Origin of the sequence: Sporosarcina aquimarina (genome assembly GCF_019748715.1) — a bacterium.
GTDB lineage: Bacteria > Bacillota > Bacilli > Bacillales_A > Planococcaceae > Sporosarcina > Sporosarcina newyorkensis.
The window spans coordinates 1-26983 of the sequence record NZ_JACLBZ010000031.1 but is presented as its reverse complement, the minus strand read 5'-3'; the positions used below and the strand labels follow the sequence as shown (position 1 = coordinate 26983).

Sequence of the window (26983 nt, the reverse complement as noted above, 5' to 3'; positions counted from 1 at the left end):
CACACAGTCTATAATTAAATTAGATGTTGTTTTCTGATTTCCGTTAAGGGAGAAGGGGTGTCCGCCATCGAAGTTTTATTTGACTTTAATCTGATTCCTATCATATTCACTCTACTATCTTGGATAGCATTGGGGTATATTGCTTTCAAACTCTATACGAAGCAGAAAGTCAAACTAAAATTATGGAAAGTCCTGGTCACCATAATTGTAGGTCTGTTTTCTTTCTCTATTAATGTATATTGGTTTGATCTGCTGCTAAGATTGGCGATTTTACCGCTTGGAGTATGGTTTCTCTATTTCATTTTGAAAAGTAAGGAAAACCGATGGGAGCGTTATCGATCGTTTGTCTGGCTTGGCTTTTGGTCAAATTATATTTTCCTAGCATTTGCTCTGCTATCCGTTCCTTTCCAACAATGGTTTTATCCGAAAGACCAGTTATCCACCTATCTTTCTCAGGTGGAAAACCCAGAACTTATCTCTATTCATCCTGCCGCAAAAGATCATCAGGTATTTCAGACAGAAAAATATTTTGACCAACTGGACACTATGAAAAAGGATAGGGTTTTTAATGATGAGTGGTATACGGAATACTATTTGGAAACAGAGCCTGCTGAACGGAATGAAAGTTTCCCTTATCAGCTGACAGGCACTGGATCAAAATGGGGAAGTGGTTTGCATTCTATGATCTATGTCGAAGAGGACGGTAAAGGAATTTTAGTGACGACTTCAGATCGGCAGCTATATTTTCGCACAGATGCATCGCTGATAGATGAGGGAGGGAGCCAATGAAGAAACAATCGTGGATTCTGACCGGTATCGTGCTCCTTGGTGTGGTAATTGGCTTAGCTGGTTGGTTTTATTTATCGGAACCAGTCTCTTTTCCAACTGATGCGCAATTGATGAATGAAATTCATGAGATGTTTCCCGAAGCGGCTGTTGACGTGATTCAAGATATAATTCATGCAGATGAACGTCATACAGTGGTCCCTTTCATTTCTGAACGCCAAGAATACGGTCTGAGCTATTGGATTTGGAAGAACCGTAAATGGCAGGTGGCACATATTGATATGAACGGCGAACCTAGAGTGTGGAAGGTTGACCAGCAAGATCCATCTTCTTATCATTTTGTATGGAATATATCACCTGCGGATCAACTAAGTACTCTCCAATTATATATGATTCGGGAGAGAGGACAGCGAATCTCAGAAGAAGTAGTAGAAGAAGAAACATATTATCCAAGGGTGCAAATGGAGTGGGTCACCTCTCTCAAGGACAGTTCATATGGCGTGATGCCGTTGCCTGAAGATGGAGTGCAGATTTTGGATTCTTTTTTAAAAACTAAAGCAAAACATCAGCCTGAGTTGTTCTTTGAGAATTTCTCACCAACACAAGAGATACATTTCAGTTGGATTGCAAAGGATCAGTCAGGGAACGAAGCATATCCAGAGAGTTCAGTAAATGGCGATAGCTATAGTGTCAGTAATATCTCGGTAGATTATATGATGATTTTTAGTGAAGAACAGTTAGAGTTGCCGGATAGGAAGTGATGAACCGGATGTCGAAGAAGTTTTTATATGTAGTAGTGACTCTTGCAGCATTGGGATCTTTCATTTATTTTCAAAATAATGCAATCGATATAACTCGCACTACAATTCGTTCGACAAACATCCCAGCTGGCTTTGATCAATTCAAAATTGTGCAGTTGTCTGATTTGCATAATAAGAGTTTTGGGGAAGAACAGCGTGCTTTGGTGCGTAAAGTCAGCGGCTTGGAACCAGACATCATTGTATTTACGGGCGATTTGATCGATTCAAAGAAAAAGGGCGACAAAGCTAGCCTTATTTTGATGGAGGAATTGGTTCAAATTGCGCCTGTTTATTTTGTCTCGGGAAATCATGAATGGTGGTCGGGAACGTTCAGTTCACTGGAGAGTTCTTTACATGATATAGGAGTACAAGTCATGAGAAACACACATGTTACCTTGGTTAAAGGTAATGAAGAGATACATCTTGTTGGGATTGATGATCCGGCGTACGAAAATGAAAGCCGATCAGAAAGAGATACATCAGAGGAGGACATTTTGAGATCGACCGAAGGGCTTGAAAAAGAAAATACTACTCTCCTTTTATCGCATAGGCCCGAAATGTTTTCGCTCTACGCAGAGCATGAATTTGATATAGTTTTTGCCGGTCATGCGCATGGGGGACAGTTCAGAATACCGTTTATTGGCGGTCTAGTAGCACCGAATCAAGGGTTTTTACCGAAGTATACTGCTGGTAAATATACATTGGATCATACGGTCATGGTGGTGAGCAGAGGACTTGGGAATAGTATCATTCCATTAAGGGTTTTCAATCGACCGGAGATTGTTGCAGTCACATTGGAAGCGACAGATAGCGAAATAAATAAATAGAGAAACAGCTGATGGGTATAACTGAGGAGGAGAGCAAATTGACTATTAAGACGATAACACCGGAAGATTTATTTATGAAAATGAATTCTAACGAAGAGATTGTGCTTGTAGATGTACGAGCTGAAGACAAATACAATGACTTTCATATTGAAGGGTCTAGCGTAGAGGATTTGAATGTGCCAAAAACAGAGATATTCAAGTTGGTAGACGAGAAAGATCGACTCATTCCTATGTTACCGATGAATAAAGAATTGACCATCACGTGCACAACGGGGAATTCCGCTACGAAGTGCGCGAACATTCTCTCCGAACGAGCTTATACCGTTGTCGTATTGGAAGGAGGAATCACCGCGTGGAAAGAATATAAGAGCAAGAATTCGACCAATCGTATGTGGGAAGAGTATATAAAGGGTAACCCGCATGCACCTGAAAGTTACGAAGCATGGGCTTTCGGCGATTCAAAAGAAATGGCAGATGAACTTGCCAATCTGGTTATAGAAGGAAAGAAAACAGCGACAGCCTCCAATTACACAATTTATGAATTAGAAAACGAGCCGTTACCGCAAGTGGGCCTACACAATATTATTCTCGATGGTGATGGGGAAGCGGTAGCGATAGTGGAAACGACAGAAGTGGAAGTTGTTCCTTTTGACGAAGTAACGGTAGAACACGCTTATTTGGAAGGCGAAGGTGATCGTTCGTTAAGCTACTGGCGTGACGTTCATGAAACTTTCTTTAGCAAAGAATTTGAAAGTCTCGATAAAGAGTTCACATATAAAATGCCGGTAGTTTGTGAAAAGTTTAGGCTGCTTTATAAGAAATAAATGATTTATCTATATAGAAATACTTCTCAAAAAAGTCAGCCGTTCGCAACCGGTTGACTTTCACTACATCACAATTTTAATTTTATGGGTTTCATTGGGACCTCGTCTTCGAGATTTACCTCTTTTACACCTCGATAGATCCACTTATGTAACGGCTGTTTAAAACGCGGCATCATAAAACCAAGAACTTTTCCGATATAGTACGCAGCAAGAATTGTTCCGATACCAATTGAGCCGAGTGATTGAATAAAGACTAAACAAACTGCACCTGCGATCCCTACGTTAAGCAAGTCACTCGTAATTTTTGCTTTGCTGAATTTTAAATCGAATCGCTCACTAATTACATATGTCAAAGCATCATAAGGCATCAACGGAAGTTTGGCCGTGAAATAGGCTACTAGACCTGCTGAAATGATGAATAGACTGATCACTAGAAAAGCAAATCTTGTCAGAAGAATTTCAGGGTTAGGAAGCAGCTGAACAAGGAGTAGTGTCGCATCCATAAAAAATCCGAATAAAAGTGCGACTAATAGCTGTAAGAACAATTCACGTAATTCAATTCGTTTCTTTAAAATTACCTGGAGTGCGACGAATAAAATGTTCGCGAGGATGGTAGTGATACCAATGGATAGGCCGGCTGTCAGCGACAAAGCATAAGCCAGCGAAGACACAGGGGAAACGCCGAGATTTGCCTGAATGGAGAAACTAACGCCTAACGATAATAAAAATAAGCCGATTATATATAGTATTACACGTTTCATGATGGTTTTCATAAACTTTGAAGGACCTCAGCTTTCTAGAAATGTCTATGTTTAATCATAACATGTTAATTTGGATATGTATTAAACCTGATACGCTAGAAAACCTTCACTTCTATAAGTAGGGGATGGACTGCAATGGCTTACATCATGCAGTCCAAAAAACAACAGTTACTTCACCAACCAATTTTAATCGTCAACACACAGCATGTTCCGTTTTGGTCCCGATATTTCAGTTGAATACCTTCTGGGGTGTAGTGGGTTTCAACGATAGCCGTTTCATCAATGGATGCAATCAGCTGGTTTACTTTATTCTGATTGGATTGTTGTGCGGCCTGCATAAGTTCCCGTGAGAATTGGGGCGATTGTTCGATCTTACCGACTAATAAAGTTGCCTGTTTCATGAGTAGATGGAATTCCTGAGCTGAGGATTGAAATTTTTTCGTATCGACAGGTGGGTAGCCGCTAGTGTCATTGACGGCTTGTGCTTGAGTGGAGAATGGCCAGACAGGATAATAAGGTGAATGGAAGTAAGGGAAACGATGCACTGAAACTCCTCCTTTTTATAAAATTCGGTATGGTATATTATGAAGCTTATCGTAAATACGTGTTAAGTGTCGGTATGGTAGACCCATTTGAAATACGAGAATGCATAATACATAACGAAAAATTAAGGAGCTGTCGTAGAATAGCAAACGTGGACTTAGTGGTGTTTTATTATAGTGCGACCGATACACAAACTACCTTTTCTTCGTGTGTTAAACAGAGCAAAGTTGCAAGGAAGAATGCCTTTCCTTGCAACTTTTGCGTATTACAGTACTAGTAAATAAGGTGTTTCAATATATTTTACTAAAATGGATAAGAACTCGGCAACTTTAGCTCCATCAATGATTTGATGGTCAAACGTAATGCTAAGTGGAATCTTTTTGATGGCTTTTACTGTTCCGTCTTCACTTAAAATCAACTCTTCTTGCAGAGCCCCAATTCCCAAAATTCCTGTTTCGGTTGGATTCAGTATTGGTGTGAAATATTCGATACCACTTGCACCTAAATTGGTGATAGTGAATGTGGAACCAGAGAGAAGAGCTTGATCCGCTTCACCGATTCGGGCTCTTTCAGTTACATCTTTTAACGCGTTCGCGAGTGTTCCAATGGTCTTTTGATGTGCATTTTTAATGACAGGCACTAGTAAACCGTTATCTAGGGAAGTCGCGATGCCTAAGTGTACTTCATCAAATTCTACTAACTGTCCATCAAAATATGTGGAGTTCATGGCCTTTAGCTCTTGTAAAGCCAAGATAGCAGCTCGAGCTAATAAAACAGTTAAACTTAATTTCACTTCGGAATTATTGGCTTTCAGTTCATGGCGCAATGTCTGTTGGAATTCAATTAGCTGATCGATACCTGCTTTGCGATGTAAAGTGAGTTGGGCTGTTTGTGCCAAACTTTCACGCATATTTCTCGCAATCGCTTTTCGCATGGGAGAGAGCCCTTCGCCGACAGAAGCAGTTGGTGCTGAAACGGTTGCTGCGGCTTGTTTGGCAGCGAGCTCATGTGCAGGTTCAGTCTGTCTATCACTACTTGCCAACACTTTATCGATATCGCGCTTTGTTATACGCCCTTTGCCGCCAGAGCCTGTCACAGATTGGATATCGATATCATTGTCGACAGCCATTCGTCTCGCTAACGGGGTAATGAAGATCCGATCTGACTGTTGATGTTTTGTTACTCCTTGCTGTGCAGGTATGTCTGATGGTGAATGTGGTTTTTCGAAATTCATTACATCTACACTGACAGGGTTAGTATCCTTTTTATCAGCTGAGGAAGGCTTTTCTCCTTCTTCGCCAATAATCGCAAGGGCGTCTCCCACTTTCAGTTCATCTTCCACGTCACCGAACTTCTCCAATAGGATACCGGTGTTTGGAGCTTCTACATCTTGATTTAGTTTTTCAGAGCTAATCATTAAAACAGGTTCACCTTTTTCAACTGTGTCACCTATTTCTTTATACCATTCAGTAATGGTGCCTTCTGTCATAGTCATACCTAGTTTCGGCATTACAATTGTTTCGCTCATTTATTTCACCTCCTACATTGTATGAGATTTCTTTAAGTCTTCAATGATTTCATCAGCTACATGCAATACCTTATTGGCATCTGGTATATATGCTTTTTCCAGATTAGCGGCAAATGGAACAGGTGTATTTGGTGCACAAACTGTTTTAATTGGACCATCTAGATAGTCGAATGCCTTATCTGCTACAACAGATGCGATGTCTGTCGCTGTATTGTTGTGCGGGTTGGATTCGTCTATAACAATTAGGCGGCCTGTTTTTTTCACAGACTCAATAACTGTTTCCTGATCCCATGGTGCAATCGTTCGTAAATCGATTACTTCTACCTCGACACCATCTGGATTCAGTCGCTCTGCTACTTCTTGAGCGACCTGCACCATTTTACCTATCGCCACAATTGTCAGGTCACTTCCTTCACGTACTACATTCGCCTTGCCGATTTCAATTGTATAATAGTCTTCCGGCACATCTCCTTTGATGCCATAAAGCATTTTGTCCTCCGAAAAGACGACCAAGTTATCGTCTTCGATTGCTGCTAGCATGAGCCCTTTTGCGTCATAAGGATTGGAAGGAACGACCACTTTTACACCGGGAATTGCACCGAACAATCCATACAATGTTTGGGAGTGTTGAGCAGCAGCTCCTGCGCCTGCCCCATGGACCGTGCGTACGGTAAGTGGGATTTTTGCCTTTCCGCCAAACATATAGCGCATTTTTGCTCCTTGGTTCAAGATAGGATCTAGTGCAAAACCAACAAAGTCATTGAACATCAATTCTGCGATTGGGCGTAAGCCGGTTGCTGCTGCGCCGACAGCTGCGCTGAAGTAGCCGTGTTCTGCAATCGGTGTGTCAATGACGCGTCTTCTGCCAAATTCAGTAACAAGCCCTTTGGATAAACCGAACACCCCACCAAATGCATCGTCATATCTTCCGTCATCTTGGACTAAATGATCAACTTCTGCCCCGCCTGCTACATCTGTACCAATTAGAATAACAGATTCGTCTTTACGCATGGATTGCGCCATTGCTTCATTGATTGCTGTCATAAAAGTGACTTTTCTTTCCGTCATCGTCAGTTCCCCCTTTTCTTATGCAAAAATATCCGTGTAAAGTGTGGATTCATCTGGAAGTGGACTTGCTTCTGCAAAAGCTACTGCATCCTCAACTGTCTTCTTCGCGTTTGATTCAATTTCGTCCGCTTGTTCTGAAGTCATCCATTTATTCTTGGTAGCTTTTTCACGGAATTCCGTAATTGGATCACGGTCCCTGTTTGGATCTTGGTCGGTTTTATATTTTTGTTCATCTCCTTCAAAATGTCCGAAATGTCGGTACGTATCACATTCAATTAAAGTAGGGCCTTCTCCGGCCTTAGCTCGTTTAATAGCCTTCTCAGTAGCCTCGTAAACGGCTTCCACGTCCATTCCGTCTACCCGAACGCCAGGCATATTATAGGCAGGTGCGCGTTCCGCTACGGTTTCAGATGCTGAAGCATAACGGAAAGGAGTGCCTTCCCCGAATTGGTTATTTTCACAGACAAAAATTACTGGTAAGTCCAAGATTGACGCTAAATTAAGCCCCTCGTGGAATGTCCCTTCATTGGAAGCCCCATCTCCGAAGAAACAGACTGCTACATGACTTTGCCCAAGCGTTTTAATGGTTAATGCGGCTCCTGCTGCTAACCCGAACCCACCGCCAACTATCCCGTTGGCGCCGAGCATTCCCCGGTCTATATCTGCAACGTGCATGGAACCGCCTTTTCCGCCGCCCAAGCCATCTTTTTTGCCCATTATTTCAGCCATCATACCTTTAATATCGCAGCCTTTTGCAATGGCATGTCCGTGTCCGCGGTGTGTACTCGTAATATAATCTTCGTCATCCAGTAGTGCCATCACGCCAGTAGCGACGGCTTCTTCTCCAGCGTATAAGTGAACAAATCCAGGGATTAGACCTTTTCCGAATATGTGATGCACTTCCACCTCAAAAAAACGAATTTCATTCATCTTTTGATAAATCCATAATGCTGTTTGCTGATCCATAATAAATTCCTCCTTTATGACATTCTATTTATGAATAGCTAGACCGAAAAATGCGTTAGCACTTTCCCCGATTGCTTCTGAGACAGTAGGGTGCGCCTGAACAAAATTTGCCAGCTCAAACATCGTACCTTCTGCATGTTTAACTGCTGACAATTCCTGAATTAACTCTGTCGCATTCGGAGCAACAATCACTGCTCCAAGAATTTCTCCGTATGTTGTGTCGGCAATAATTTTGACAAAGCCTTCTGTCTCGTCCATGGCAAGTGCTTTTCCATTTCCAGATAGGGGAGTGAGGGTCGTCCGTACTTGATAACCACTCTCTGAAGCTTCGTGTTCACTAAGACCGAATGAAGCAATTTCCGGATGTGTATAGACACATCGTGGAATGGAAGAGGAGTCCAGTGGTAAAACTTCTTCTCCTAGGATTGCTTGAACGGCCGTCAAACCTTCCGCGCTCGCTACATGTGCCAGTTGATAACCCTCTACAATATCGCCAATCGCGTAAATATGTTTTGTACTCGTCTCATAATGATCGTTGACTGCAATATAGCGATCCGAATCATCAAGCTGTAAATCTAGTTGATTAGCTATTTCTAGGTTAGGAGTTCTACCTGTTGCAACAAGCAGTTGGTCATAAGGATAGATTGTATCTATAACTATTACACTGTCTTTTGTGACGCTCTTGATCTCCGCGCTTGTTACAACAAGTACACCTAATCTATTCAAGCGTTGTAAGATAATTTTTCTTGCATCCTCGTCCTCTGACAATAAAATCTTGTCTGCTACTTCAATAACAGTGACAGATGTACCAAGCGGTGCCATGGCAAAGGCGAGCTCGATGGCAATAACACCACCGCCAATGATTACAAGTGTACTGGGTAACTTCCGAAGTTCGAAAAAAGTGTCTGTTGTTAAATAGTCCACTTGATCAAGTCCGGGAATTGACGGGACAAATGGTTTACTTCCAGTCGCTAAAATTACATCTTGGGCTTTGAAGTGTTTATCCTTCACTGTAACGACTCGATCAGTAGTGACTGTAGCAATCCCTTGAAATAATGAAATTTGATTTTTTTTTACTAAGTACTGAATTCCCTGTGCTAACGTGTCAATCACTTGATTTTTCCGGTCCATTAATTTGGGGAAATCAATCGACATAGATCCTGTCTGGATACCCCAATCATTTGCCTTGTGGATGACTTGTATCATTTCACTATGTTGCAAAAGAGTTTTGGAAGGAATACAGCCAACGTGTAGACAAGTGCCGCCAAGTTTACCTTTTTCTATGAGAGCTATTTTTTTTCCCGATTGGGCCGCACGAATTGCTGCGACATAGCCGCCGGGACCTGCCCCAATTACAGCTAAATCAAATGTTTCCATAACTTTCTATCACCTGCTTTCATGAAAATAAAATGAACTTTTAAAGAAATAATAAATTAGCTCTTTTGATGATGCATTATTATATATTGCAAGAAGCATGCCGAAAAAACGAAAATTTTTAAGAGACTATGATACTGTGAGTTTTATTCAATATATCAACTAAATTCGGATTAAATGGAGGGATCCAGAGTGTCTCAGTGAGACAGAAAAGTGCCTCACTGTAGCAAAAAACCTCTAACAGATCAACAGGAGGCTGTTGATCCATTAGAGGACGGGTTATCGTGCGGTAATATTAAATTGCTTCATTCGTCGGTACATAGTTGCGCGTGAGACACCGAGACGTTTGGCAGCATGGGTAACTACTCCATTTTCAGCTTGTAAGGATTCGAGTAACTGCTCTTTGTCAGTTTGCTTTAAGTTTGAATTTAGTTCTAAAGGTAGATGCGCAGGAGTAAGCATTTCACCTTCCAGATTAAATAACGCTTGCTGAATCACGTTTCTTAATTCGCGGATATTGCCAGGCCAGTGGTAATCAATGAGACATTGTACTGTCTCTGCCGTGATTTGTACATGTTGTTTTCCAAATTGATTGCTTAGTTCATTGATGAAACGATGAGATAATTCAGAGATATCTGATGTTCTCTCCCGAAGTGGAGGTAACGTTAATTGAATAATTTTTAGACGATACAATAGGTCTTCACGAAAAAGGCCATCTGTGACAGATTGTGATAAGTCACGGTGCGTGGCGGCGATGATACGGACATCAATTGGAATGGGCTTCGCACTACCGATCCTTGTCACTTCACGTTCCTCAAGAATGCGTAGCAAATGAACTTGAAGATCAAGGGGCATGTCACCAATTTCGTCCAAGAAAACGGTGCCGCCCTGTGCCATTTCAAATTTCCCTGGGCTTCCCTTTGCTCTGGCACCGGTGAACGCACCAGCTTCGTATCCCGATAATTCACTTTCTAGTAATCCTTTTGGAATGGCTCCACAATTGATTGCGATAAAAGGATGATCTCTTCTTTCGCTTGCTTGATGGATGGATTGTGCGAATACTTCCTTTCCTGTACCAGTCTCTCCTGAAAGGAAAATTGTCGCATCAATAGCAGCCGCCTTTTTTGCTTGTTTTATGACATAAGAAAAACTAGTAGATGAACCAGTTATATTTAGAAATGGGTCAGATTTCTTATTTGTAGTTTTCTTTAAAGCAGGTTTATGCTCATGTTTTGAAAAGGATTTAGTTTTCCTTAAAGTGATAATGGCACCTAAGTATATATCTTGGAATGAAAGCGGCTGGATGGAGCAACGAAAAATTTGTTTTGAATGTTTGATCTTCACTTCTTCATTCAGGATATTCTGTCCGTTCATGGTGTGGATTAAAAGTTCTTCCAATCCAATAAGGGATTGAATTTGTGAAACCTGAGAAATAATTGGATTGGTCATCGCAATTATATTTCTTTCTATAATATTTTTTCCGCTATCCACCACCAAAATAGCCTCGTCAGCCACTTCTATCGTATTTTTCAAAAATAGATTGTCACGTACTGCACTTTCATATACTTGTCCCATAATTGAATTTGATACATTTTGAGTCTCTGCGATAATTAGCTTAAATGTATGGGGATGGAGATTCGGATTAGAACCTGCAATGTTGACGATTCCCAATAGCTCTTTTGTAAAAGGAGCAATAATTGGTGTAGCCGCACAATACCAATCATGATTCTTTTCACAGAAGTGCTCGGAAAATAGTACTTGAGCGGATTGTTTAGTTTTCAAAGTGACTCCAACGGCATTCGTACCGGCTGATTTCTCACTCCATGTACCGCCATCCGAGATGTTAAGCGCCTCAGCTCGCTTTAGTGTTTGTCTGTTTCCGCAGGAATACAAAATAGTTCCTTGGCGGTCGGTAATGGATAACATAGTTTGTGACTCATTTAATAACTCTAAAATATGTGTGGTTTTTGGGGTTGCATACGACAATAATTGTTCATTTTGTTGTAAGCGATTGCCTAAATCGTGGTGGGTCACAACTTCTTGTATTTTTGATTGAAGAGGATTTACACCAAGACTCTTGGAATTCTCCCAGGATTCATAAATTTCGTGACGAATAGAATCATTTGAATGTATTCCATGATCTTGATACTGTTTCCAGGCTGCTTTAGCTGACAGATTAAATTCATAAGGTTTAAGAATTGCTTTTTTAAGTAAAGGATTCATATCCAAGCCTCCAAACCGTTTATATGCTAAATATAAGACTACCGAATATTTAGACTATAGCATACAAGGTAGATTGGATGCGATAGATAAGACAATCTAGGAGAAATTCTCTATCGAAAAGTTTGAGCGACATGTTATGATAGAGTCAGATAAATGAAAGCGCATTCAACTTTGAAGTTATTGTGTGGATAAATCTTAAGGAGGAATGGGTTATGGAAATGGTTTTACAGCAAAAACAGGATTTGCATTTGCGTATGACGACAGAATTGCGACAAGCCATTGAGTTATTACAATTATCCACTTATGATTTAGAACAATATATAAGAGAACAAGAATTAGAAAATCCACTGATTGAGTTAAAAGAATCCGATAGAAATGAATCCTTTCAGGAAAGAATCTCTACTAAGAGTTCTGGAAATGGAGCAGAGCAACAGGATTGGGTAAAGCAGCAAGAAGAGAGTAAACGTGATCAACTGATCAAGCAAGTGAATGTGAGTTTCCCAGATAGTGAGACAAGACAATTGTTAAAGGCTATCATTCACAACTTGGATGATAATGGGTACTTGTCTACAGACATGCAATTTATGGACCCTTCTCGCATAGAATTGGGAATCGAGCTTTTACAACAAATCGGACCTCCGGGTATTGGCGCAAGGAATTTACAGGAATGTCTATTGCTGCAGGTTAGGAGAAGTGATACAAATCCCGAATTAGTCGAGACTTTTATTGGTGATCATCTAACGCTGATTGCGGAACGAAAGTGGGAGAAAATCGCGAAGAGTATGGGGATTTCCTTACTGCAGGTAAATGAATTGCATGACTATGTCCTAACATTGAATCCTCGGCCGTGTCCAGAACTTTCACTAGTGACTACCGAATTTATGATACCGGATATCGTTGTAGAAGAGACAGAAGGAAAGCTGTCATTCCATTTAAATGATCGAGGATTGCCGAAGATTGGTTTGCAACGAGAATACGTATCGTCTTTGCAAGGAAAATCGGAGCTCTCTTCATATTTAAGCGAATACCATAAAAAAGCACAATGGCTATTGTCGAGTATCGAGCAGCGACGTCATACGATTATTCGAATTGTAACGGAAATGCTGAAAAAACAGGAATCTTTTTTTAAGGAAGGTTTTGCGGCGTTGCAGCCGATGACGTTAAAAGACATAGCCGACAGCATCGAGATGCATGAATCTACAGTGAGTCGGGCAGTGTCAAATAAAGTAATGCAAACTCCGGTTGGTTCCTTCGAAATGCGTTCTTTATTCACTTCCAAATTATCCGGTCAAGACGGTGATAGTATCTCCCAATCGGCCGTCAAATCTTTGTTACAAGCTTTAATCGCAAAAGAAGACAAACGAAAACCGTTATCCGATCAAAAAATTGCGGATTACTTTATAAAAGAACGAGGAATTACGGTATCGAGAAGAACGATCAGTAAGTATCGAGAAGAACTGCAGATCCCTTCATCAAGCAAGCGGAAAGGGATTTTATGAAAAAGCCAATCACACCGGCCGTGATTGGCTTTCTTCTGTTGCTCTCAGTTGAGCACGTTTTTCTGTATGTATCACCAAGCGAATGCTTGCTTCATACAGGAGAATCATTGGAATGAGTACAATAAGCTGGCTGATAAAATCAGGCGGGGTGATTAATGCAGAGAGAACGGCCAATACAACATATGACCACTTTCGTACTTTTTTCATCGTATCGCCTGTCAATAAACCGATTGCGGCAAGAAACATAGCGACCATTGGCAACTCGAATAACAACCCGATTGGCATGGTCGTCAGCAGCAAAAAGCGTACATATTCTTGTGCAGAAATTAAAATATCGAAATTCATTGCACCTAACGAGATTAGGAAGTTATAACTCAACGGATTGACAATGAAATAGCCAAAAGCTAAGCCAGCAGCAAATAAAATAAACATCACTGGCGAGTAAAGACTGAGGAATCGACTCTCCTTTTCGTTTAAACCAGGTCTCACAAATTGCCATAAAAAATTGCATAAGAATGGCAGTGCTAAACCGAGAGCCAACGCAGCAGAGATTGTGGTATAAAAGGTGATGATCTCTAATGGTCCCAAGACGATAAGTTTGTGACCTCTCGTTACATAAGGAAACCACAAATTTATCGTACTGAAAGCTCCGATGAAGAAGACTAAAAAGACAGCAATACTTTTAACCAGCTGTTTTCTCAGATCCGTCAAATGCTCTACAAGTGTCGGCTCCATCGTAGAATCGTTGGTACTTGAATCTTTTGACCCGACAGATGCAACGTGTTCATTCGTTTGTTTTTCTTCTGTGGGTACTGTCATTTACTTCACCTGCTCTTGTACTTCAGTTTTCTGTGCTTCAGTTTTTGGTTGGTCATCATCGTCATCCATTATATCCTTTGCGGATTTTTTAAACTCTGCTAAAGTTTTTCCTACCGCAGAACCGACCTCGGGCAATTTACGTGGTCCAAATAAAATCAAAATGATAACTAAGATGATAATTAACCCCGGTACTCCAATGGCTGCTAAATTCATAGCATTTCCTCCTTTCTCTCCTTAAAAATCAAGTCCTTTTTATATAATAGCCAGTTTCCGACCGCCTAAAACAATTTCCTATGTATTTTTTTATGAAAGAATTGAAAAGGGGATATTTTTGACTAAATTTATGGACTTTCGGGCAAGCTACGGTCTATACGAGATGCATTGAGGAAGTGACAGGAAAATGGATGAAAATACAGAAAATCCGAATACCCCCGAGTACATGAAACGTCTAACCAAAAAACTAGAACCATCTGATGATATTGTACAAAATACCTTGACGATAGAAGGAAAGAAAGTTCATCTTCTGTTTTTGAAAAGTGTAGTCGACCCACTTCAACTGCAATCCGTCATTGTGAAACCATTTTTTGAAATGAAGGAAGAAAGACATTACGCGGAATATATCAATTCGCTGCCGTATAAAACCAAGTTACCGTCCGGTGATCGTGAAGTAATGATCGAACTGACAAAAGGTAATGTATTGGTCATGGTTAACAATCAACTGACCTTGCTGGAATTAAAAATTGTAGCAAATAATATGGTGCAAGAGGCGGATTTGGAACCGACTATGCATGGCCCTCAAATGGGGATGAGTGAAAGTTTGGAAATTAACATCAATATAATTCGGCAACGTTATCACGATCCATCCCTCATTGTAGAGACACTTGAATTGGATGAACAATCAAATCGAGGTATTGCCCTTCTTTACGATAAGGATAGAGTCAGACCGGGCGTGCTGGATAAGATCAAGGAACGACTCCAACCATTGGATGTTGAATTGGTTCAAGCTGCAGATGAGTTGATATATTATTTGAATAACAAAAAACGCAGCCTGTTCCCCACGAGCCTTCTTTCTGGACGCCCTGATCGATTGATTAACAATATAACGGCTGGAAAAGTCATCATTTTGGTTGATGGGAGTCCGCATGCTATTGTGACGCCGATTGTCTTTTTTGACTTTATGGCATCTATGGAAGATAGGTACCATTCTTATTGGATTATGGTGGGAGCTATGGTCTTGCGCTACGGCGGGCTTTTCACTTGTCTCATGCTGCCGGGAATTTATGTGGGGGTTACATCCTATAATCCGGACGTATTCAGAACAGAACTTGCTCTTACAGTAGCAGCAAGTCGGATAGGTGTTCCATATCCATCATTTATTGAAGTGTTTTTCATGTTGATTTTTATCGAACTACTCACGGAAGCCAGTTTACGTCTTCCTGTAACGATTAGTGCAACAGCCACAACGGTCGGTGGGTTAATTTTGGGAACCGCTGTTGTCGAGGCTGCTTTAGCATCCAATATTATCGTAATTGTCGTTTCCCTCGTTGCCATATCTACATTCGTAATTCCGGTCAATGAGATGAGTTACGCTATTAGGATCTGCCGATTTTTCCTATTACTTTATGCGACATTGTTCGGGTTGGCGGGACTTGTTTTAGGAATGTTGGGGCTTATTATGTTTTTGTCGAACAAAGACAGTTTAGGACAGCCTTACCTACGCATGTATTGGTGGAATCGTGAAAAGGAATTAAAGGCGGGTAAGAGATGAGTCGATTCGTCTATTTTCTAATTACAACTAATATGATAGCGAATATAGCAGCCTCTTTGCCAAGGGTTCTTCTAAGCGGAAGTAATAATGGGGCAATTACTTCCATGGCGTTGGCTTTGATTTTCGGAGTGTTTGCCACTTGGTCAGTGATTCGATTACTAAGTTCATTTCCTGGAAAAACACTTCCAGAATTAATGGAAACATATTTATCGAAATGGTTATTTGTTCCGTTGCTTCTTTTCTTTGCAATTAATTGGTATGTTAGTGGGTTGGCAACGTTGATTACGTATTCGGATATATTGCTCCGATACCTAACACCTGAAATGTCTATTTATTCAATTGTCGGCACCTTCATTCTGTTTATTACATTTGGTTTAGTGATGAAAGGTCGAAGTGTCTTGTACACATTAGAAATCATTCTTGTATTACTTGTCCCCATAATTTTATATTTCTTATTAAAAGTATATTTAGATCGACAATTGGACTGGGATAATGTTGGAGTAGCGATTATGAATGTAAACAGCTTCCCCAATTATACCCTATTTACGGCCTCTTCCTATATATTCTTGGGTTTTTTTGACATGCTATATTTTAATAAATATATAAAGAAGAAAATGAAATTTGGTATTAAAGAGGGACTGATTGTCGGAGGGATGGGCTTCTTCGTTTTATTTACAACCTATTTTATCCCAATTGGCTTTATTGGTTTTGATGGAATTGAAGATATTCTCTATCCATGGATTGTAACCACGGATTCAATTCGAATGAAATTTGGAGTAGTCGAACGTATTATTTTTATATTCCTTTTGATTTTCCTTGCCATTGCGTTCTTAAACATTATGATTCATTGGCATGTGTCGTTAAAATTTTTTCAAGGCGCTTTAGGAATCGATAAATTAGAAAAAAGAAAAAAAAGGACGATAGCGAACAGTATTCTCATCATCGCTTTTTGGACGGTAAGTATAGTTGTCGCTGTTAAAATAACAGAATATGGTTTGTTTAAGTATATCAACTATTTTTACGGTACATTACCATTCCTTTTTATATTGCTTATGGGGACGTTGATGTTGGTGAAACGGAGGGCAAACTCTTGAAATATAGACGATCTTCTGTTAAAGACATACTTTTGACCTTCCTCCTGATAGGAACAGTTATTCTTCAATCTGGCTGTGCCTTTAAAGATATTGATAAACGGTTCTTTGTCTCTGCAATTGGAGTGGATCCTGCGGAAAATATAGAGAATGGCTATAAAGTTACGTTGAAAATTGCGTTGCCCTACGGTGCCATTAAGGAGTCAACACAGCCGAGCTATGCGTATCTTTCCCAAGAGGGGGAAACAATAGGAGAGTCAATTAGAATGTTAGAAACACATGTTGATAAAGTATTAGAACTTGGACATATGAAGGTAATTGTCATCAACGAAGAACTTCTTTCGGGCTCCCTTCGACCATTTATGGATTTCTTTACCAGAAGGGGGGATGTTCAGTTGATTGCCTACGTTGCGGCGGCGCGACCATCCGCTGAGAAGGTATTGAAAACAGAGACAAAAACGGAAGCACCTGCTTCTGTCTCTTTATTTAACTATTTTGGGGATACCGGAACGGAAAGTCCTTTCATTATCACCACTTACTTATTTCAATTGAGACGAGATTATTACATGGAAGGAATAAGTCCTGTCTTGCCAGTTATTACGACAAATGGAGATCATGAAGAACTTATTGTCAATAAAAGTCTGGTTATTGGAGACGAAAATGAGTCCGCTTCGCTTGATGACATCGAAACAAAGTATTACAATTCTCTCTTCAAAGATGCTAATGGTTTCTCTTATAAGACGGAGCAAGGTAAGATGAGGCTGCTTTTGAATTTTGACAGAATTAAAATGAAGTACAAAATTATCACGAAAAATGGAGTGCCAGAGGCGATTGACATGAAGGTGACAATGGCAGGAGAAATAGGTGAGTCTAGACAAAGGCTGTCCTTATCTAAATTGGATAAGTACGACAAAATGGCAGAAGAGGAAATTAAAAAGAAAATACTTCATCTCTTGAAGGATATGCAGGAAAAGAAATTGGATCCTTTCGGTTTCGGCTTGCGTTACCGGGCGACGAGACTGCAGAAGGATGGCCTTTATGAGACGTGGAAAGAAGCCTATCCTGAATTGGAGTTTAGAGTGAGTGTGGATGTGAAGTTGATGAGTATGGGAACGAATCAATGATACGAAGAAGGACATTGATTCGAGAGTTTTTTCGAGATGCACTTCAAAAGTTAGAGCAGCAATTTAACTTTTGGAGTGCTTTATTATGACTAAAATAGCAATGAAATTAAGCCGTAAGTGTCTATAGAAAAGGAACGACTTGGTCATAGCACATTGACTGGAAAAGATGGTGTGGAGGCAGAAGTACAGGAAGGAAATCTGGCGAACGCATGCCCTCTAAATTAGAGAAGAATACTCTTCAGGAGCTAAAAGAACAATACAATAAAGAGGGGGATAACGGAAAGACTCTCTCTCGTGGCATCCCAGTTTGTATTTAATATTCAGCTCGGTAAACACGCTTATGGAGGTGTTCTTAAAGGTAAGTGAAGCGACACTACACGTAAGAATCGCTCAATAAACGTAGAGTATTTAAACGTTCAGATGATTTCTTATGGATAAAGTCTTCGGGCTATCGAGACCAGAGATGTATTATGGGAAATGATTAACAAATTGAAGAAATAGAAACGAGATATTAAGATCACCTTTCGTTGTCTTAACGAAAACAGCAATTGGCTGGCATGAGTTCGGTCCGATACCGTCCTCATACCAGCCAATTGACTGCTGTATTAGCGCTAACAATAAGATGGCACATATTTTCTGGATATCGACTAATCATTCATTAATTAGCTTCCAGATCGATTAGAGAGGGCCTATTGGAAAGCCTCCTCTAGTTATTTTCGGTTATTGCGTCGTTCTCTGTTTTGCTCATCATCTTGTCGTTGACGTTTTTGGTCGAAGTTAAACTCTTCACCAAACTCCATGTTTTCTGCTTGATCCTGTCTCTCACGCTGGTTCTGCTGATCTTGACGTTGGTCTTGACGCTGACGATCGTTTTTTCGGTTATCCATTAAAAAACACATCCTTTAAAGTTGTTAGATGATGACATCTACACCTATAGATTGAGCAGAATTACGCTTTATATGAGTGGAAAAAAATTCATCTTAATGGGTCGGCCAGAGAATAAAAAAACTCCGTCTTGCACGAATGCAGTACGGAGTTTTAGCTAGCTCATGACATATGAAGAGGTGGCGGGATAATCCAGCCTTTTGATTTGTTTAGGTTCAATAATTTTGCGCCGAACGCCACTTTTTCCAAATGAAACTTCGCGAATAGCGCGGCGATGTCTTCACGCAAGCATTGACCCATTGCCATACTACATGAAACAAGCCCTTGACCTACGTTAATGGAGACGGCCGCACTGATTTCAGGATCCATAAACCGAGCTCCAGCTGGAATTTCCTCTGGATTTGATTTTGGTCTTTCTGGCAACGCGGGGGGAGGCGTAATACCGTTTGCTTTTAGCACTTTGCCGAATTCTTTATTCTCAGCTTTCATCGTCTTAATCGCTTCCTCCAACAGTGCGATTAAGTCTGCGTCCTCGGCATGATTGACAAATGCTTCATACCCACTAATCAACCCATTATTTGAGCCCATAAACGACCAAACAGCAATTACTTCACCATAATGCATTGGCTCATCTTTCGGATTACCGTCTAAAATACCCAAAAAATCACTCCTTAATATCATGATAATGTTCAGGTATAGTTTTTGCGTAAATCATTTTTTTATGCATACAGTTTTTAGAAGTTTTAAAAACAAGACGGAACTCTCAGTTTAAGATGAATGAAAGCGGGAAGATTACTTAGGAATTAACAAATTGGAGGCGATTGGATGAATTCTCAATATGAAGACGTATTGCGTGTACTGGAAGACTGTGTGAAGGCTTGTAATCAATGCTTTGATGCGTGTTTAAAAGAAGAAGACGTTAAAATGATGGCGAATTGCATTCGATTGGATCGGGAATGTGCGGATAGTTGTTCGTATGCAATACAAGCGATTACTCGCGAAAGCCCATTTACTGCGCAAATTCTCAAGTTGTGTGCAGACATTTGTGAAAAATGTGCGGAAGAATGCGCAAAACACGACCATGATCATTGTCAGAAGTGTGCAGAAGCTTGCCGTAAATGTGCACAGGCATGTCGAAGTGCCGCGTAATTAGGTTAAGTTAAAGTGTTTTTTTGAATCAAGTATACAAAAAACACCTTTCACATCATGTGAAAGGTGTTTTCGTTCGTTATAAAAGCCGTCTTTGCCGTAATTTAGTCATAGAAAGTTTTAAACCACCACTTCTCGAAGTGGGTGTTTGCAGAAACGTTCCTGTACGTCCGAGTTGCTAAAAGGAACCCGGCATGCCATTTCCGTTTCGTAATAAACTCCCTGTTACAGCTTAAAGGTTAAAACTTAATGTCATACGAACAATACAGCTTGTAAATTTATTATACACCCGAACAGCTGAAAATGCAAATGGAAAGTTTTTCAATGAAACGAAACTTAAGCGGTTATAAAAACGTATAAAGAAGAAAACTTGGAGGAGCGATTAGATCTATGGATACGAATGAAACATCTCCGCAAAAAAATGAACTAATTTCTAAGCAATCGCAGGAAATCAGTACGCTGAATACAGAAGTAGAAGAGCTTCGTAAAGAAGTGAAGCAATTGCGTGAAGACTTGGAATTGATCAATGTCTTTCAGAAGAAGCCGGTTGTGTCGACGGAACTGGTCCAAACCGTTGGGGGTCTTATTATCGCCGCTCTTGTCATCATTGGTATATTTTTTTAAACGAGTTTTTTTCTAATGTAATTAGAAAAGTACCAGGAATATGCACAGAGATTCAAGTTGATATAAGCAGGCAAATTTTCTGGAAAGATGAAACGAATACGACCATAAATTTAGATACTGAGGATAAGATACAGCTTAGCCGTGCGATGTTTAGATCTTTTAATTCGTGGAATAGTAGGTCTAGAACATCACATAAGGAGTGGTAAGCAATGGCAAAGATCGCAACAGTACTAGGAGACATGTTTGAGGACTCAGAATATACGAAGCCGGCCAAAGCCTATAAAGATGCTGGACATGAAGTAGAAGTGATTGGGACGGAAGCTGGATCGGCAGTTACCGGTATGAAAGAAAACACGAAAGTAAAAGTCGATAAAGGGATTGACGATGCGAAATCATCAGATTATGATGCTTTATTTATCCCAGGTGGATTCTCCCCAGATATTTTGCGCGCAGATGATCGTTTCGTAAAGTTTGTCAAAGAATTCATGGATGCCGACAAACCAGTTTTTGCTATCTGTCATGGACCACAGCTATTGATCACGGCGAAAACATTAGAAGGTCGTGACGCAACAGGATACAAATCGATTCGTGTCGATATGGAATATGCGGGTGCAAAGTACGCAGACAAAGAAGTCGTTGTCTGTCAGAATCAGCTAGTCACAAGCCGTCAGCCTGATGATATCCCGGCATTTAACAGAGAATCCTTAAAACTGTTGGAAAAATAATAGTTGAAAAGAGACTGTCCTGAAAGTCAGAAATGGCTTTTAGGGCAGTTTTTTCTTTGGGGAGAACAAAGAACACGCTAAAGTACAGCCGCCCCGAAGCAATGCAGTTTTTTTGTTGGACTAATATGCATATTTCAAGTTAATCGTGAAGTAGAATAAACCGATAGCATTCGAATTGAAAAAGGTTCTCACTTACACTTGAAAATTGTTCTCAACTAGAGTATGCTAAATACAACGAATTATTCAGAACCTTTGGGGAATCTTTAACTTGAAAGGTCGGGGATCTTGTTATGTATAAGTTGATTACATTGGCAATTATAGCGGGTATTGGCATAGGCACGACAGCCGGGTTTTCCTTAGGGAGTAAAGAGTGGGCGGGCATGCTGGCAGGTGTGGCGGCATTGGCATTTATTGTAGTGCCGGCAACAGTTGTTTACTCAGCGGAAAAGAAGAAATGGCAGCAAACTCAATGAGCATTTAACAGACATCCTTCTCTCTAGGATGTCTTTTTTATTGCTAGGAAAGAAAAAATCCTCTTGCACTTGAACGCAAGAGGAGATGGGATTAATGAATATTTACGGCTTCTACTGCTTCTTTCGCAGCGTACAGTGCTTGTTTGACATCGGCAATTAAATCATCCGCATCCTCCACCCCGACTGAGAAGCGCAAGAGTCGATCATCGACACCGCGTCGATTCCGTTCTTCAATCGGAATGTCCATATGCGTCTGTGTTGTTGGATACGTGATGAAACTTTCGACGCCTCCAAGACTCTCTGCAAAGGAAATGAGTTTCATATTCTCTAAGAACGGTCCTACCCACTCGCTGTTTTGTACGCGGAACGAGAGCATACCGCCGATGCCGGCGTACAAGACATCTGCGATTAAAGGTTCTTGCTTCAAATAGGCTACCATTTCTTTTGCATTCGCGTCATGCTGCTTCATTCTCAAATGGAGTGTTTTGAGACCGCGGACTACGAGCCATGAATCAAACGGAGATAGTGTAGCGCCACTCGCATTATGGTTCGTGAACAAGCGGTCGCAAAGTTCTTCGCCTTTTGCTACGACAAGACCAGCAAGCACGTCATTATGACCACCGATATATTTCGTAGCGCTATGGATAACGATATCCGCACCTTCCTCAATCGGTCGTTGGAAATACGGTGTAAGGAACGTATTATCAACAATTAGCAACAGGCCATGCTTTTTAGCAAGTTCTGCATAAGTTGCGACGTTAATCTGCAGCATAAGCGGGTTGGTAGGTGTCTCCAAAAATATCGCTTTTGTACGATCTGTAATTGCTTGTTCAACTTCTGAAACATCTTCAAATGTTAGGTAGTGTGTAGAAATCTGATAGGTTTTCTCATACTGTTGGAATAAACGATAGGTGCCGCCATACAGGTCCTCAGGGGCAAGGATTTCGTCACCTGTTTTAAACAGTGACAAGATTAGTTGAATAGCTGCCATTCCGGAGCTGCAGGCATAGCCTTGATCACCGGATTCTAAATCGGCAATGCCGTCTTCCAAAATAGAACGAGTCGGATTTTTTGTCCGCGTATAATCGTAGCCGGTAGACTGACCTAACCCTTCGTGATGATAAGCTGTTGATAAATAAATCGGTGTATTGACTGCGCCCGTTTTCTTATCGCTGTTATTCCCCAGCTGGACTAATCTTGTTTCTAATTCATTGTTTGTCATAGTATCCATCCCCTTCAGAAAAATAAAAAAGAGCCTCTTCATTTCGAATAGGCCCTCGAACATACAACATTTTCTTCAGTATTCTCATCTTCAAGGCGGTGTTCACCCTTGGAATTAGCACCATGCCAAGCTGGCTGGTTGCTGAGACTTCTTTGGGCCTATCCCTCCGTCTCTCTCGATAAGAATATTCTTAATATAGGAAAAATTATTAGTGGATTCATTCTATCATGCGAACATAGCAGATGCAAGCTTACTTCTACTAGGAATGCTTTTTTCGTTTAACTGAAAGGTTTGTTATACTAATAGACACTATAGAGCGAATGAAAGGAGACGTTAACTTTGGCTTGGAGTTATGTCGCTTTAGCTGCGGTCGTAGAAATATTTTGGGTGGTGGGACTGCGCTATTCGGAGACGTTTCTGCATTGGATCGGAACTGGAGGCGCGATTATATTTAGTTTTTATTTCATTATTAAGGCATGTGAGAAATTGCCTTCTGGGACTGTTTATGCTGTCTTCACCGGTTCAGGCGCTGCAGCCATTCTATTAGTTGATATTTTCGTTTTCCACGCGGACTTCACCTGGATTACGCTGTCATTTATCTGTTTGATTGTCATCGGGGTTGTTGGTATCAAACTGACTACAGATGAGCAGTCGGATGAAGCGAATCAAGAAGGGGGCAGTTGACGTTGGCTTGGGTTTATTTAGCGATTGCCAGTCTTGGAGAAATCTTTGGGGTTATAAGCATCAATTATTACTTGCAGAAACGTACGATCAAGCGTCTCCTACTCATAGTTGGAGTATTCAGTTTCGGCTTTGTTTTTTTATCGTTAGCGATGCGCGATATTCAAATGAGTACGGCTTATGCAGTCTGGACAGGATTGGGAGCGGCAGGGGCAGTCCTGGCTGGTATTCTAATCTTTAAAGAGTCTGCAAGTGTGAAAAGGATTTTCTTTTTGTCATTGATTATAGTAGGGGCCGTTGGATTGAAGCTGTTTGGCTAATAGAAAGGTAGTGGGGAAAATGGTTTATTGGACAAGTTTTGATGTGGAAGGTTGGAACGTAACAATGGCAGCGACTGAAAGAGGCCTTCTCTATGTAGGCTTAGCTGAAGATGCTGAGGAAAAAATGAAGAGTTGGCTCACCAAACAATATGGCGCTGGCGAAGTGAAGGAAAATGCAGACAGATTAAGTGAATACGCAGATGAAGTGAGAAGTTACTTGTCTGGAGAAGTGCAAGATTTCACATGCTCCGTGGATTGGTCAGGCACACCATTTCAAAACAAGGTGTGGAAAGCGCTTCAAGATATCCCGTATGGACAATTGGTGACATATTCAGACATTGCCGAGATAATCGGTCATCCTTCTGCAATTCGAGCAGCTGCTTCCGCGATTGGAAAGAATCCGTTGTTGCTTGTCATCCCATGTCATCGGGTCATCGCAAAAAATGGAAGTCTATCGGGCTACCGGGATGGTCAGCAACTGAAAGGTCGGTTGATTCGAATGGAAGGTAATTCTTTTACTTCCTCTAGTTGACAAAGCATTACTCTATGATAAACTATAGTTGTTCGACAATTCAATAATCATAACTAGGGGTGTCCAGCGCGACTGGACTGAGATGGGATGAGTAAAATGCATTCCGAACTCTTTGGACCTGATCTGGCTCGTACCAGCGTGGGGAAGTTTTCAATCTATCAATCAGCGTACTTTTGTGCGTTTTTGAAAGACCAGGTCCTTTTTTTATGGAGCTGGTCTTTTTTTGTGCTGCTGATTCCCTTTACTCGGATGGAGTCATGGTCTGCCCTCACAAAGGAGACGATGACAAATGAAACAAACGACAGAAAAAGAGATCCACATTCACGATTGTTTTCCGGCAAGCAGAAAAGTATATGTACAAGGAAGTCGATCCGATTTGCTTGTACCTATGCGCGAAATTGAACTATCACCAACCGTGACAGAGCAAGATGAGTTTCCGAATGAACCGTTCCGCGTTTATGATACGAGCGGAAAATACACGGAAGCAGGCTATGAAGTCGATATTAAAAAAGGACTTCCAGCCATTAAGGAAAATTGGATATGGGAACGTAATGACGTGGAAGAATATGAAGGAAGACAAGTAAAACCACAGGATAATGGCTATCGTTCAATAGAGCAAATGAATAACGATGCGCAATTTCCTTTATTGAAGCGCAAACCACTGCGAGCTAAAAAGGGAAAGAATGTTACGCAGATGCATTATGCACGAAAAGGGATGATCACACCTGAAATGGAGTTCATTGCGATTCGTGAAGGCGTTGAATCGGAGTTGGTACGCGATGAGGTTGCGAGAGGACGGGCAATCATTCCGTCCAATATTAACCACCCCGAAGCAGAGCCTATGATTATCGGCAGTAAATTTCATGTCAAAATTAATGCGAATATCGGAAATTCCGCAGTCTCTTCATCGATTGCAGAAGAAGTGGAGAAGATGACGTGGGCAACACGCTGGGGTGCGGACAATATTATGGATTTATCGACAGGTAAGAATATCCATACGACACGTGAGTGGATCATCCGAAATTCCCCTGTACCGGTGGGGACAGTTCCGCTCTATCAGGCGCTCGAAAAAGTGAATGGAAAAGTGGAAGATTTATCATGGGAAGTCTTCCGCGACACATTGATTGAACAGGCCGAGCAAGGCGTCAGCTATTTCACGATTCATGCGGGGGTACTGCTACGCTATATACCGCTGACGGTTAACCGAGTGACAGGCATTGTCTCACGTGGCGGTTCGATTATGGCGCAATGGTGCATGCTTCATCATGAAGAAAGTTTTCTCTACACGCATTTCGAGGAAATTTGTGAAATCATGAAGCAGTATGATATCGCATTTTCATTGGGAGATGGCTTGCGTCCGGGATCGATTGCAGATGCTAATGATGAAGCGCAATTTGCTGAGCTGGATACGCTTGGTGAACTGACGAAAATTGCTTGGAAGCACGATGTGCAAGTGATGGTCGAAGGACCTGGGCATGTACCGATGCATTTAATTAAGGAAAATGTTGATAAACAAATGGAAATTTGTCAGGAGGCACCATTCTATACATTAGGTCCGTTGACGACAGATATCGCGCCTGCGTATGACCACATCACATCTGCAATTGGTGCTGCGATGATCGGGTGGTTCGGGACTGCGATGCTGTGCTATGTAACGCCAAAAGAGCATCTCGGATTACCAAATAAAGAGGATGTTCGTGAAGGTGTCATCACATATAAAATAGCTGCCCATGCAGCAGACTTAGCGAAAGGCCATCCAAATGCACAAAAGCGCGATGATGCATTATCCAAAGCTCGCTTCGAATTTCGTTGGAGAGATCAATTCAATCTGAGTCTAGATCCAGAACGAGCGATGGAATATCACGATGAAACGTTACCGGCAGAAGGGGCGAAAGTATCTCATTTCTGTTCAATGTGCGGGCCGAAATTCTGCAGTATGCGTATTTCTCACGACATTCGAAAGTACGTGGATAAAAATAGTCCAGAAGAGAATCTGGCAATCGAAAAAGGAATGCAGGAAAAAGCGGAAGAATTCAAAAGATCTGGTGCTAAAATCTATCTTTGATTAGGAGTGGGTTAGATGACTTCAGCAAAACAGTTAGTTCGTCATATTGTTGTGCAGCGCCAAGGTCTACGTGAATTAGAGGAAAAGTTATATAAGTTGCAAGCCGAATGTGTTCATGAATATATAGAAACCTCGACACATAGAGAATGCGAAAAGTGCCAGAAGGTGGAGAGTATTCATTATTAAAAAAGAAGGTTGCGGGAAATATGTAACGTAACCGAGTCGGTCTGAACCGAGTAAATAAAATTTATCCACAACAAAAAAGAGCCAATCAATGACGTGCACCCCAAAAGTTAGAGTTCAAAA

At 41.0% G+C, this 26983-nt stretch carries 29 protein-coding genes and 2 riboswitches; of the genes, 17 read left to right on the top strand and 12 right to left on the bottom strand.

Annotation, left to right across the window (positions count from 1 at the left end; genetic code table 11):
• Positions 1–57 precede the first annotated feature (57 nt).
• The 4 genes from H7J92_RS14390 to H7J92_RS17975 are packed head-to-tail and all read left to right on the top strand — an operon-like array spanning position 58 to position 3237.
• A complete protein-coding gene (locus H7J92_RS14390) occupies positions 58–789 on the top strand; it encodes a hypothetical protein (RefSeq protein WP_221837578.1) in 732 nt (243 codons plus the stop codon).
• The gene (locus H7J92_RS14385; RefSeq protein ID WP_078818571.1) at positions 786–1547 is read left to right on the top strand and encodes a hypothetical protein; all 762 of its coding nucleotides are present in this window, start codon (positions 786–788) and stop codon (positions 1545–1547) included. Before H7J92_RS14390 ends, H7J92_RS14385 begins: the two co-directional genes overlap by 4 nt.
• On the top strand, positions 1547–2413 hold the full coding sequence (locus H7J92_RS14380) for a metallophosphoesterase (RefSeq protein WP_221837574.1): 867 nt from the start codon (positions 1547–1549) through the stop codon (positions 2411–2413). Before H7J92_RS14385 ends, H7J92_RS14380 begins: the two co-directional genes overlap by 1 nt.
• 38 nt (positions 2414–2451) lie before the next feature.
• Positions 2452–3237, top strand: a complete 786-nt coding sequence (locus H7J92_RS17975; RefSeq protein ID WP_078818569.1) for an ASCH domain-containing protein — start codon at positions 2452–2454, stop codon at positions 3235–3237.
• 68 nt (positions 3238–3305) lie between these two features.
• On the opposite strand, the gene H7J92_RS14365 is transcribed toward H7J92_RS17975, so the two are convergent.
• From H7J92_RS14365 to H7J92_RS14335, 7 genes are all read right to left on the bottom strand, one after another.
• Positions 3306–3998 (bottom strand): YczE/YyaS/YitT family protein, encoded by a 693-nt coding sequence (locus H7J92_RS14365; RefSeq protein WP_221837571.1) that lies wholly within the window; start codon positions 3996–3998, stop codon positions 3306–3308.
• Between the two features lie 173 nt (positions 3999–4171).
• Complete coding sequence (locus H7J92_RS14360; RefSeq protein WP_009498689.1) at positions 4172–4543, bottom strand: YuzC family spore coat inner layer protein; 372 nt, start codon at positions 4541–4543, stop codon at positions 4172–4174.
• Positions 4544–4806: 263 nt separating this feature from the next.
• On the bottom strand, positions 4807–6069 hold the full coding sequence (locus tag H7J92_RS14355) for a dihydrolipoamide acetyltransferase family protein (protein ID WP_221837569.1): 1263 nt from the start codon (positions 6067–6069) through the stop codon (positions 4807–4809).
• 12 nt (positions 6070–6081) lie between these two features.
• Positions 6082–7137: an alpha-ketoacid dehydrogenase subunit beta gene (locus tag H7J92_RS14350; protein WP_078818567.1), complete on the bottom strand. Its 1056-nt coding sequence runs from the start codon at positions 7135–7137 to the stop codon at positions 6082–6084.
• Positions 7138–7155: 18 nt separating this feature from the next.
• Positions 7156–8103, bottom strand: coding sequence for a thiamine pyrophosphate-dependent dehydrogenase E1 component subunit alpha (locus H7J92_RS14345; RefSeq protein ID WP_221837566.1), 948 nt, complete (start codon positions 8101–8103; stop codon positions 7156–7158).
• A 24-nt stretch (positions 8104–8127) separates the two neighbouring features.
• The gene (gene lpdA / locus H7J92_RS14340) at positions 8128–9480 is read right to left on the bottom strand and encodes a dihydrolipoyl dehydrogenase (RefSeq protein ID WP_221837564.1); all 1353 of its coding nucleotides are present in this window, start codon (positions 9478–9480) and stop codon (positions 8128–8130) included.
• 276 nt (positions 9481–9756) lie between these two features.
• Positions 9757–11700 (bottom strand): sigma-54-dependent Fis family transcriptional regulator, encoded by a 1944-nt coding sequence (locus tag H7J92_RS14335; RefSeq protein ID WP_221837562.1) that lies wholly within the window; start codon positions 11698–11700, stop codon positions 9757–9759.
• A gap of 212 nt (positions 11701–11912) precedes the next feature.
• On the opposite strand from H7J92_RS14335, the gene rpoN reads away from it, so the two are divergent.
• Positions 11913–13199 carry an RNA polymerase factor sigma-54 gene (rpoN, locus tag H7J92_RS14330; RefSeq protein WP_245799543.1) on the top strand — a complete coding sequence of 429 codons (1287 nt, stop codon included), beginning with the start codon at positions 11913–11915 and terminating at the stop codon, positions 13197–13199.
• A gap of 9 nt (positions 13200–13208) precedes the next feature.
• On the opposite strand, the gene tatC is transcribed toward rpoN, so the two are convergent.
• Positions 13209–14018, bottom strand: a complete 810-nt coding sequence (gene tatC / locus H7J92_RS14325) for a twin-arginine translocase subunit TatC (protein WP_078818563.1) — start codon at positions 14016–14018, stop codon at positions 13209–13211.
• A complete protein-coding gene (gene tatA, locus H7J92_RS14320; protein WP_078818562.1) occupies positions 14019–14231 on the bottom strand; it encodes a twin-arginine translocase TatA/TatE family subunit in 213 nt (70 codons plus the stop codon).
• Positions 14232–14418: 187 nt separating this feature from the next.
• Between tatA and H7J92_RS14315 the strand changes: the two genes are divergently transcribed.
• From H7J92_RS14315 to H7J92_RS14305, 3 genes are read left to right on the top strand one after another with little or no spacing between them, the layout of a single operon-like run.
• On the top strand, positions 14419–15786 hold the full coding sequence (locus H7J92_RS14315) for a spore germination protein (protein ID WP_009498679.1): 1368 nt from the start codon (positions 14419–14421) through the stop codon (positions 15784–15786).
• Positions 15783–16880, top strand: coding sequence for a GerAB/ArcD/ProY family transporter (locus tag H7J92_RS14310; protein ID WP_221837559.1), 1098 nt, complete (start codon positions 15783–15785; stop codon positions 16878–16880). The genes H7J92_RS14315 and H7J92_RS14310 overlap by 4 nt, the downstream gene beginning before the upstream one ends.
• Positions 16877–18001, top strand: coding sequence for a Ger(x)C family spore germination protein (locus H7J92_RS14305; RefSeq protein ID WP_221837557.1), 1125 nt, complete (start codon positions 16877–16879; stop codon positions 17999–18001). Before H7J92_RS14310 ends, H7J92_RS14305 begins: the two co-directional genes overlap by 4 nt.
• Before the next feature lie 710 nt (positions 18002–18711).
• On the opposite strand, the gene H7J92_RS14300 is transcribed toward H7J92_RS14305, so the two are convergent.
• Both H7J92_RS14300 and H7J92_RS14295 read right to left on the bottom strand, forming a co-directional pair.
• Entirely contained in the window at positions 18712–18888 is a 177-nt protein-coding gene (locus H7J92_RS14300) for a hypothetical protein (protein WP_009498674.1), read from the bottom strand.
• A 160-nt stretch (positions 18889–19048) separates the two neighbouring features.
• Entirely contained in the window at positions 19049–19546 is a 498-nt protein-coding gene (locus H7J92_RS14295) for a DUF3231 family protein (protein ID WP_078818559.1), read from the bottom strand.
• Positions 19547–19711: 165 nt separating this feature from the next.
• On the opposite strand from H7J92_RS14295, the gene H7J92_RS14290 reads away from it, so the two are divergent.
• From H7J92_RS14290 to H7J92_RS14270, 4 genes are all read left to right on the top strand, one after another.
• Positions 19712–20035: a four-helix bundle copper-binding protein gene (locus H7J92_RS14290; protein ID WP_009498670.1), complete on the top strand. Its 324-nt coding sequence runs from the start codon at positions 19712–19714 to the stop codon at positions 20033–20035.
• A 390-nt stretch (positions 20036–20425) separates the two neighbouring features.
• A complete protein-coding gene (locus H7J92_RS14280; RefSeq protein ID WP_009498669.1) occupies positions 20426–20659 on the top strand; it encodes a spectrin repeat,Rudiment single hybrid domain protein in 234 nt (77 codons plus the stop codon).
• 209 nt (positions 20660–20868) lie between these two features.
• Positions 20869–21384 carry a type 1 glutamine amidotransferase domain-containing protein gene (locus tag H7J92_RS14275; RefSeq protein ID WP_009498668.1) on the top strand — a complete coding sequence of 172 codons (516 nt, stop codon included), beginning with the start codon at positions 20869–20871 and terminating at the stop codon, positions 21382–21384.
• Between the two features lie 290 nt (positions 21385–21674).
• Positions 21675–21857: a hypothetical protein gene (locus tag H7J92_RS14270; RefSeq protein ID WP_009498667.1), complete on the top strand. Its 183-nt coding sequence runs from the start codon at positions 21675–21677 to the stop codon at positions 21855–21857.
• 91 nt (positions 21858–21948) lie between these two features.
• Here the strand turns inward: H7J92_RS14270 and H7J92_RS14265 are convergent, their stop codons facing one another.
• Positions 21949–23079 carry a methionine biosynthesis PLP-dependent protein gene (locus tag H7J92_RS14265; protein ID WP_040759850.1) on the bottom strand — a complete coding sequence of 377 codons (1131 nt, stop codon included), beginning with the start codon at positions 23077–23079 and terminating at the stop codon, positions 21949–21951.
• An 81-nt stretch (positions 23080–23160) separates the two neighbouring features.
• Positions 23161–23264: riboswitch (SAM riboswitch) on the bottom strand.
• 154 nt (positions 23265–23418) lie between these two features.
• On the opposite strand from H7J92_RS14265, the gene H7J92_RS14260 reads away from it, so the two are divergent.
• From H7J92_RS14260 to H7J92_RS14240, 5 genes are all read left to right on the top strand, one after another.
• On the top strand, positions 23419–23763 hold the full coding sequence (locus H7J92_RS14260) for a DMT family transporter (protein WP_009498664.1): 345 nt from the start codon (positions 23419–23421) through the stop codon (positions 23761–23763).
• The gene (locus H7J92_RS14255) at positions 23760–24080 is read left to right on the top strand and encodes a DMT family transporter (protein ID WP_009498662.1); all 321 of its coding nucleotides are present in this window, start codon (positions 23760–23762) and stop codon (positions 24078–24080) included. Before H7J92_RS14260 ends, H7J92_RS14255 begins: the two co-directional genes overlap by 4 nt.
• Complete coding sequence (locus H7J92_RS14250) at positions 24073–24612, top strand: methylated-DNA--[protein]-cysteine S-methyltransferase (RefSeq protein ID WP_221837552.1); 540 nt, start codon at positions 24073–24075, stop codon at positions 24610–24612. Before H7J92_RS14255 ends, H7J92_RS14250 begins: the two co-directional genes overlap by 8 nt.
• Positions 24613–24657: 45 nt before the next feature.
• A riboswitch (TPP riboswitch) is annotated at positions 24658–24774 on the top strand.
• A gap of 127 nt (positions 24775–24901) precedes the next feature.
• Entirely contained in the window at positions 24902–26677 is a 1776-nt protein-coding gene (gene thiC / locus H7J92_RS14245; RefSeq protein WP_009498660.1) for a phosphomethylpyrimidine synthase ThiC, read from the top strand.
• Between the two features lie 15 nt (positions 26678–26692).
• Positions 26693–26863, top strand: coding sequence for a hypothetical protein (locus H7J92_RS14240; RefSeq protein WP_176132602.1), 171 nt, complete (start codon positions 26693–26695; stop codon positions 26861–26863).
• Positions 26864–26983: the final 120 nt, after the last annotated feature.